This is a genomic window from Bartonella sp. AD328YNZD (assembly GCF_042196425.1).
Map to the genome: position 1 here is coordinate 1 of NZ_JBHIQG010000109.1, position 7,115 is coordinate 7,115.

Genomic DNA, 7,115 nt, shown 5'->3' on the forward strand with positions numbered 1-7,115 from the left:
CTTAACCCTAAAACCGTAAACCCTAAACCCTAAAACCCTAAACCCAAACCCTAAACCCTAAATCCTACACCCTAAACCTAAAACCCTAAAACCCTAAACCCTAAACCCTAAACCTATTTTTTATTTTTTTAATTATATAGCAATGGATATTACGACGGAAATATTAAAATAACATTATTTATTTAGCAATGAATATTACGACCAAAATAAATAAATAATAATATTTTTTTATTCAGCAATAAATATTTCGATAGAAATAATAAAAAAATATTAATATCTTATTTTTTATTTATTTTGCAACGGATACTATTTAAAATATTGTATTATTCGTTGTTAAATAAATAAAAAATAAAAAATAATATTATTTACCTTAAATGTAGTTTACTATTGATATTTATTAAATTAATAAATTTTATATTAATTTATAATTCATTATTTTTAATATAACTTTTAGAATTTAATTGTATAATTTATGAATAAGATTTTTAAAATTTTGTTTATAAATTATTTATAAGATATGTTTTATAAAAAAACTAAATATAATAAATTTCTCTTTGCCAAATATTATCTTTCGTTAAAATACAAAAAGCGAGATAAAATAATTTATATTATTACTATTTGTGTTATATCTTTCTCATGCAATGTAATACAAAACTTCATTTAAGAATCAGAACTGCCCTTTCTCGAAATGAATGAGAGGGATATTTTTTTTAACGGTAATGGCTACAAAGGATGCAATCAGCACTTTCAAAAAACCACCAGCCAAAAAACCTAATGAACTTATTAAAACTGTCAGCAAAGGGACCTGAACCATATAAGCTACCCATGGTATTCCAAAAGAATAGACAATCCCAATGCCACCCACAGTATTTATCACAAATAATATTATAAAATTTAATCGTTTCCAAAATAACTCAACCATAAAGCCAATGAAAAATGCAGCAAATGGAAAACTAATCAAATAACCACTCGTAACTCCTAAAAAAACACTAATTCCACCACGACCACCAGGCAATAGAGGTAAACCAATCGCAATAAGCACAAGAAAAAGAAGTGATGCTAGAGCTCCCCTTTTTGCTCCAAGTATAGATCCTGCCAACATCGGAGCCATAGATTGAGCTGTAATAGGTACCCCCAGCAAAAAAGGAAAATAAATAGGAGGGAAAAGACTTAAAACAGCGTAAATCGCGGCAAATAAAGCAATATAGACTAAATCTTTTGTATTCACTGGATTATTCCTTCATTATGGAAAAGCTTTATTTATTGTTGTAATATTAATCAAAAATATCAGCTTTATAAAAGCAAATTTTTGATACCTTAGATATAGAAAAAATATTATAATAATTTGTTTTAATAATATTACTGATATAAATCATCTTAGATTCTACAATGTTTAATGATATCATAAATCAATATAGTTAAAATCAATGGACTTATAATGAAATAATATATTTATTTTAACTTATTATTATTTTTTTTCAAATGTACCGCATTATAATATTACATTCAAAATAAACACTTTTTTCTTTTAATGAATAAGAAAAACAGATCTTTTAATCGCGAGTACAAAAAAGGATACAATCAATACTTTCAAACAATCCCTTATCAAAAAACTGATGAAGCCATAAAAAAACTTTAATAAAGAGACTTTTTTCCCCACAGCATTTATCACAAACAACGTTATAAAATTTAACCGCTGCCAAAACAATTCTATCACTAAACCAATAAAAAATGCAGCAAATGGAAAACCTATCAAATAACCACTCGCAACTCCATAAAAAAGCACTAATTCCATCACAACCATCAAGCAATAAAGGCAGCCCAATCGCAACAAGGAGAAAAAAAGGAGCGACGCTAAAGCACCTCTTTTGGCCCCAAAGATGGACCCTGCTAACATCGGAGCCATAGATTGAGCTTTTAATAGGTACCCCCAAGCAAAAAAGGACGATAAATAGGAGGGAAAAAAACAAAAACAGCATAAATAGCAGCAAATAAAGCAATATAAGCTAAATCTTTTGTATTCATTTGATTATTCTTTCATTATGAGACATCTTGATGATTATGAAATACTGCATCAACAATATCAGCCATCATAAGAGCGCGCCTCTAATGCCTCAGCTATTTCTGAAGCCATTCTTATGGTTCGTATAATTAAAGGTATTGCAAGAGCAACAATGTTAGTATTAAGTCCGCGTGCTTGTTGTGCTTCACGTACCTCATTAAACTTTTCGCTCAAAAGAGGAATAAACCGGATAGCCATAGAGATAACCATACTCACTTTTGATGGATTTATACCAAAGCAACAAAAGGGCTGAAGCCCTGCTTCAATTGCGTCCACCATATCTGAAACTTTTGTTGTGAACGAAATAAGGGATGATAAAGAAAAGAGGATAACAAGACGTAATATGACCTCAACTCCCATAAGCCAACTATTAAAAATAGTTTGAAATACTAATAAAAGAACTAAAAGCAATCCCATTGATTTAAGCTGCTTTATCACGGTTTTAAAAGGGACCTTGGCAACTCTATAGAATAAGGCAACAAATAATAAAAAGAGTGCAAGAAATAATATAGATGAAACCATTATTATAGTGGTCCCACATACTGTAAGAAATAATAACTTAACCCCAGGACTAAGCCTATGAATAAATGTATCCTTTGGAATATATAAACCAATCATGACATTCTTTTTATATATTCCTTGATCGCAACAAAAGGGACATCATCAATTGCTATTTCCCCCTTATCAAAAACAAGTACTCTATCAAAATTTTTCAAAAATTCCAAATCATGCGATACAACAATCGCCGTTTGTGGTAATTCTTCTATTACTTTCGTAACACGATGCTTATTGCGCAAATCAAGTAATGTCGTTGGCTCATCAAAAATAATGTAATCTGGTTTCATTGCAACTACACCCGAAATCGCAATGAGTTGTTTTTGCCCATCACTTAATAAATGAACGGCATGATTTCTAAAAGCTTCAAGCTCATAGCGCTGCAAAATTTCATCTACACGCTTCTTAATTTCATCTTTATTAAGCTTTAAATTTTTGAGACCAAAAGATAAATCCTCTTCAACTAATGGTAAAACAATCTGATTATCAGGATTTTGAAAAACAAATCCAACTTTACGCTTTACTGCTTTCGCATCGCGTTTGGTATCAAGCCCATCAACGCTTACAAAACCATGAGATGGTAATTGGAGCCCATTAATAAGACGAACAAATGTACTTTTTCCAGAACCATTTGCACCAATAACGGCGATGCGACTTTCGGTAAGTTGTACAGTAATATTTCTTAAAACACACAAATCATCAAAAACTTGTGTTACCTTATCAAATTTTATGATCCCCAAGGTTTATTCCAATCAATCCCTTTGATTAGCTCTTCTTTCGCTATCGTTTCAGTTTATAACCTAAAAGTAAAAACAAGCACCATAGAGGAATAATAATGACTGCCAAACTCATATCAGGCATCTGCACTGGAATATATGACCTGAGAAAAGATGCCTTTATTCCTATCATCTCAAACAGTTGAGCTATGAATCCATTTTGTCCAAAACCACTTATAAACATTATACAAAATAATAAAGCAAGAAAGCATAAGCAAAAATAGTTAGCGTAAGGATATAAACCAAAAGCATAAATAAACGGCTCTTTTTTGTCCTTATGCGCCTTTCGAAACTTCAAATGAACAATAACAATAATGCCCCAAGTAATAACTGCTGCTGCTGTAGCAAGAGCCATGATCCGCATAAAACTATTATTGGGAATAAGAGTATTAACGATGATAATAATCGCAGTACAGATTGATGAAAATAGGATAGCAACATAAGGCACGCGTGCAAAATTAAGTTTACTAAAAATATGTGGTGCATTTTTTTGTACAGCTAAACTGTAAAGCATACGACCATTAGAATAAATACCACTATTATAAACTGAAATAGCAGCCATAATAACCACAAAATTCAAAATATGGCCCGCAGCTGGAATTCCTATCGCCTCAAAAATTGTTACAAAAGGACTACCATTTTCCTCAATCATATTCCATGGATTGAGCATCATAATAACACTAATAGAACCAACATAAAAAATTACAATTCTCCACATAACCTTACGAATAGCTGTGGGAATTGTTTTTGTTGGATTTAAAACTTCTCCAGCAGCAATACCAATCAACTCTGTTCCCCCAAAAGAAAACATCACCACACATGTAGCTAAAATAACTCCCTCTATCCCATAAGGGAAAAAACCACCATATTCCCAAAGACGATGAATGCCTACTTGATATCCACCTATTCCAGTGACAATAAGAAAAATTCCAAAAATAATCATACCAACAACGGCTGTAACTTTAATCAAAGCCAAACCAAATTCAAATTCACCGTAAAAACGAACATTCAACAAATTGATCAATGTCACACACACAAGAACAATAAAAGACGACTTCCAATGATCAATCAAAATCCAATGATCTAAATAAAATCCGACCACTGTAAGTTCGGTCATACTGACGAGAATATAAAGAAACCAATAATTCCAACCTGTTATAAAACCTGCTAAACTTCCCCAATATTTATAAGCAAAAAAACTAAAAGCACCTGATGTTGGTTCTTCTACTGACATTTCACCAAGCATTCGCATGATAAAATAAATAATAAGTCCCCCGAAAAGATAAGCGAGAATAGTCGAAGGACCCGCCAATTTTATAGTTTCTGTTGAACCATAAAAAAGACCCGTTCCAATAACGCCTCCTAAAGCAATCATTTGAATATGACGATTTTGAAGATTACGTTTTAATTCATTGTTCTTTTTGTTAAACATCATGCCTCATTACTTTTGTTGAGCCTAACCTCAACTTTTATCGAAAAAATTACGCACCTTTTTTCAAAAAGTACAACACAAACGTCAACTTATTTTCTTGTAATAATGCAACTCCTTATTTTTCTATGCATTACACGTATGTCCTGTTAAAATTTTAAGAAAAAATATGCTCCGCCTTTTATTTAAATTAATGACCTTCATTTTCGTTACACTAACAATTATAGCATTGGTCATTGACAACGCACACTCTGTAATCACATCACATTGGACAATAATCCCCCTTAATAAAATTTTAGCAAACCTTCTGCAAACAGATATCTACAGCCTTAATCAATCTCTATGCAAGATAATGCCTGATTTTCTGTCCTCAATTTGCATTACTCTCACTTATTTACCAGCATGGTCTATCTTTGGTGCTTTAGCAATAGTATTTTATATCTTAACTTACGAAAAACAAAAGCCTTTTCATAACATAGCATATACATATAACGACGAATATATTTAATCTTGAAAAAAAACTTCTAGAACTCACTGTACTATACACAACAAATATAGCTTAGAGCACCTCACTCTATCAAAACAACTGAAAATTACTTGATCATAAAAATGGATTACAGCTCTTTATTATAAATATATACCCTCACTTATGATTTCTATAGATAATGATAACATCACTCCATTTGCAATAATTCAAAGAAATTAGCGAATAAATCTAATGCCTTATTCCACCTATAAAAAACTCTGTACAGAAAAAGTTGAAATATATCAAAATCCCTAGATTCTTCTATAGCTGTTGCTTTATACTCTATAAAAACCTTTCTTACTTCAGCACTAAAAACCACGTGTAAAAAATGCCTTCTAATAGCAGCACACCTTATACGATTAAAAATTTTTGAAATTAATGAGGAAGCTTATAAAAACTGTTCTACATATTAAAAAAATGCATTCAATAAAAACTAATCTATCAATAACAGTAATCGTGATAAAGAATATCTCACCCCCTCCTCCCATTGTGATATTCACCCCACCACATCTAAAAAATCCAAGAGACTCTTACTAAAAAAATTTTAAAAAGTATCTTCTTGCTATTGAGAAAATGGTAAAATAACAGCTTCAGAAACACTCTGTTCTTCTAAATCTGAAAATCGTCTCGCTAAAACATCAACTTTTTTAGATATCTCATCCAAACTTTTCCATTGATTGGTTACTACACGAGAAAGCTCTTCAATGAATTTTTCTTGGTAAGCTAACTTCGTTTCTAGTTCTACCAACCGATTTTCATCCGACATGATTCTTACTCCATCTTAAATAAAAAATGTGATTAATTTTATTAATCCTCCCCCTTTTTCTTCCTATAAAAATGAAAAATAACTTTTCAACTAATTATACTCATCCTATTTTCACATTAATAAAGGTTTATGATGATCTTTGTTTTTCTAATCACTTATTCAATAAATTTCCTTCTTTGTTAGGAATCAGAAAATGTTTTTTATCTTTACTAAGATATCTTGACACCATTTTCTATTTTAAAGATTGACGTTTCCAGCTTCTTAACTTTGAGCGCTATCGTAAATTCGAAAGCATTTTATAGCATTAAGATCAAAAAATACTGCGCCCCCCTGGCTTTTACATATTTCTCCTCCTCCTTCAAATTATTATCATATCTTATAAATTATTGAAAAAATGCATACTTGCTTTTATACGTACTTTTAGCTATTACCCTCAGATTAGTTTTTGTCTCATTGACTTACAAACCTACGCCGCATTAGCTCAGTTGGTAGAGCACATCATTCGTAATGATGGGGTCGCTGGTTCGAATCCGGCATGCGGCACCATTTTTTATCTTTAAAACATTAAAATATATAGACTTTTTATTTAAACAGTAATTTTCAGACCACCTTTTAGACCACCTTCTACAGTTTATATAATTTTATCTAATTTGTTGTTATTTGCTCCGTATTTTTCTTGGGAGTAAATGCTAAGATCTTTTTCTTTCTCCACCTTACAGCTCTCCCTAGCTTATATAGCTCCGGAAACAACCCCTGAAGCATTCAATTGCGAATCGTTGTGGTTGATACACTAAAAAGCTGTGCACATTCACGGGTTGTTACATATCTATCGCCATCATCAAATATCATCTCATTACCTTTCTATTTTTATATTACTTATTAACTTATTACTTAAATGGGCGGGGGTGCTGGGAGGAGAAAGTCCCTCCATAGATTTAAGCAGCTTTTGCCAAAATCTTTTGCATCTCTTGTTCTATTTCCCCTAAAAAGATTTCGACCGC

Annotated in this window: 6 protein-coding genes, 1 tRNA gene and 2 pseudogenes; 2 read left to right on the top strand and 7 right to left on the bottom strand. The window is 31.5% G+C overall.

Annotation, left to right across the window (positions count from 1 at the left end):
• Positions 1 to 667 precede the first annotated feature (667 nt).
• From ACFIO3_RS06455 to ACFIO3_RS06475, 5 genes and pseudogenes are all read right to left on the bottom strand, one after another.
• The gene (locus ACFIO3_RS06455) at positions 668 to 1,228 is read right to left on the bottom strand and encodes a biotin transporter BioY (protein ID WP_375608772.1); all 561 of its coding nucleotides are present in this window, start codon (positions 1,226 to 1,228) and stop codon (positions 668 to 670) included.
• A 300-nt stretch (positions 1,229 to 1,528) separates the two neighbouring features.
• A complete protein-coding gene (locus ACFIO3_RS06460; RefSeq protein ID WP_375704214.1) occupies positions 1,529 to 1,906 on the bottom strand; it encodes a biotin transporter BioY in 378 nt (125 codons plus the stop codon).
• A 134-nt stretch (positions 1,907 to 2,040) separates the two neighbouring features.
• Positions 2,041 to 2,680: pseudogene (locus ACFIO3_RS06465) on the bottom strand (energy-coupling factor transporter transmembrane component T family protein).
• The gene (locus ACFIO3_RS06470; RefSeq protein WP_375608771.1) at positions 2,677 to 3,357 is read right to left on the bottom strand and encodes an energy-coupling factor ABC transporter ATP-binding protein; all 681 of its coding nucleotides are present in this window, start codon (positions 3,355 to 3,357) and stop codon (positions 2,677 to 2,679) included. Before ACFIO3_RS06470 ends, ACFIO3_RS06465 begins: the two are co-directional and overlap by 4 nt.
• Positions 3,358 to 3,397: 40 nt before the next feature.
• Positions 3,398 to 4,828 (bottom strand): amino acid permease, encoded by a 1,431-nt coding sequence (locus ACFIO3_RS06475; RefSeq protein WP_375608770.1) that lies wholly within the window; start codon positions 4,826 to 4,828, stop codon positions 3,398 to 3,400.
• Positions 4,829 to 4,991: 163 nt separating this feature from the next.
• Here ACFIO3_RS06475 and ACFIO3_RS06480 point away from each other — a divergent pair, with 163 nt between their 5' ends.
• Positions 4,992 to 5,330 (top strand): hypothetical protein, encoded by a 339-nt coding sequence (locus tag ACFIO3_RS06480; RefSeq protein WP_375608769.1) that lies wholly within the window; start codon positions 4,992 to 4,994, stop codon positions 5,328 to 5,330.
• 580 nt (positions 5,331 to 5,910) lie between these two features.
• On the opposite strand, the gene ACFIO3_RS06485 is transcribed toward ACFIO3_RS06480, so the two are convergent.
• Positions 5,911 to 6,114, bottom strand: coding sequence for a SlyX family protein (locus ACFIO3_RS06485; protein ID WP_375608768.1), 204 nt, complete (start codon positions 6,112 to 6,114; stop codon positions 5,911 to 5,913).
• 470 nt (positions 6,115 to 6,584) lie between these two features.
• Here ACFIO3_RS06485 and ACFIO3_RS06490 point away from each other — a divergent pair.
• A tRNA-Thr gene (locus tag ACFIO3_RS06490) sits at positions 6,585 to 6,660 on the top strand.
• A gap of 99 nt (positions 6,661 to 6,759) precedes the next feature.
• Here ACFIO3_RS06490 and ACFIO3_RS06495 read toward each other — a convergent pair.
• A pseudogene (locus tag ACFIO3_RS06495) lies at positions 6,760 to 6,963 on the bottom strand (helix-turn-helix transcriptional regulator).
• Positions 6,964 to 7,115: the final 152 nt, after the last annotated feature.

What these genes read in the sequence shown, in the direction of transcription:
- ACFIO3_RS06460 (WP_375704214.1), bottom strand. Translation starts at nt 1,906, where the DNA reads ATGGCTCCGATGTTAGCAGGGTCCATCTTTGGGGCCAAAAGAGGTGCT.
- ACFIO3_RS06475 (WP_375608770.1), bottom strand. Translation starts at nt 4,828, where the DNA reads ATGATGTTTAACAAAAAGAACAATGAATTAAAACGTAATCTTCAAAAT.
- ACFIO3_RS06480 (WP_375608769.1), top strand. Translation starts at nt 4,992, where the DNA reads ATGCTCCGCCTTTTATTTAAATTAATGACCTTCATTTTCGTTACACTA.
- ACFIO3_RS06485 (WP_375608768.1), bottom strand. Translation starts at nt 6,114, where the DNA reads ATGTCGGATGAAAATCGGTTGGTAGAACTAGAAACGAAGTTAGCTTAC.